Origin of the sequence: Actinomyces oris (assembly GCF_001937445.1) — a bacterium.
Taxonomy (GTDB): Bacteria; Actinomycetota; Actinomycetes; order Actinomycetales; family Actinomycetaceae; genus Actinomyces; species Actinomyces acetigenes.
The window spans coordinates 1-802 of sequence record NZ_MSKS01000021.1 but is presented as its reverse complement, the minus strand read 5'-3'; the positions used below and the strand labels follow the sequence as shown (position 1 = coordinate 802).

1 protein-coding gene is annotated in these 802 nt (G+C 67.2%); it reads left to right on the top strand.

Annotated features, from left to right (window positions below):
- Nucleotides 1–99 precede the first annotated feature (99 nt).
- The gene (locus tag BKH20_RS06950; protein ID WP_075390458.1) at nt 100–342 is read left to right on the top strand and encodes a type II toxin-antitoxin system ParD family antitoxin; all 243 of its coding nucleotides are present in this window, start codon (nt 100–102) and stop codon (nt 340–342) included.
- Nucleotides 343–802 lie beyond the last annotated feature (460 nt).

Sequence of the window (802 nt, the reverse complement as noted above, 5' to 3'; positions counted from 1 at the left end):
GTGTCTTCCCGGCCCGCCCCGTTGTGCTCGCGTGCCGCGAGCGGCTGTCGGCCAGGTCGATACCGCTCGTTTGATATCGAAAATTGGTAGGTTCTGGGCATGTCGGTGAACACCTCCGTCAGCCTCGATGACCACGTCGCCGGATTCATCGCGAGCCAGGTCGGGTCCGGACGGTACCGGTCCGCGAGTGAGGTCGTCCGCGCTGGCCTGCGCCTTCTGGAGGACTGGGAGACAGAGATGTCGGCGCTGCGCGAGGCACTCGCATCCGGTGAGGTGAGCGGACAGGCGGAGCCCTTCGACTTCGACGCCTTCATCGCCGCCAAGGCGGCAAGGACGTTGTGAGCACCTACCCACTGTGCTGTCTCCTCGCTTCTGAGACATGTGAGTGTCGTGGCTTCTGAGGCACTCGCTCGGGCGGGAAGCCGGGGCAGGTTGGTGGTCCTGGAGGTGAGGGTGGCCTCAAGGCGAGGCATGACGGGGTGTGGTTGTCCACAGCGCTGACATCACAGGTGCATCGGCGCTGCGCGTCGGGGAGAAACCGCAGGATTCCAACGATCCCCACGGGGAACATTGACGGCAGGATCGTTCATGTCAGCGCTGTGGACACCGGGCCGCGCGGGAGTGAGCCCGGGGTTCTTACGGCAGAGCCCGGCGCCTCCGCCACAGGTCCGCCCCCTGCCCGCTGCCCGCGCAGGGGCCCGGTGGTCAGGGTTCGACGCCGGCTCCGCCCCGCTCCTGCCCCGAGTCGGCCTGCTCCACGAGGGTCGGGATCTACTGACCGAGGGTTGTGCGTACTGCACGA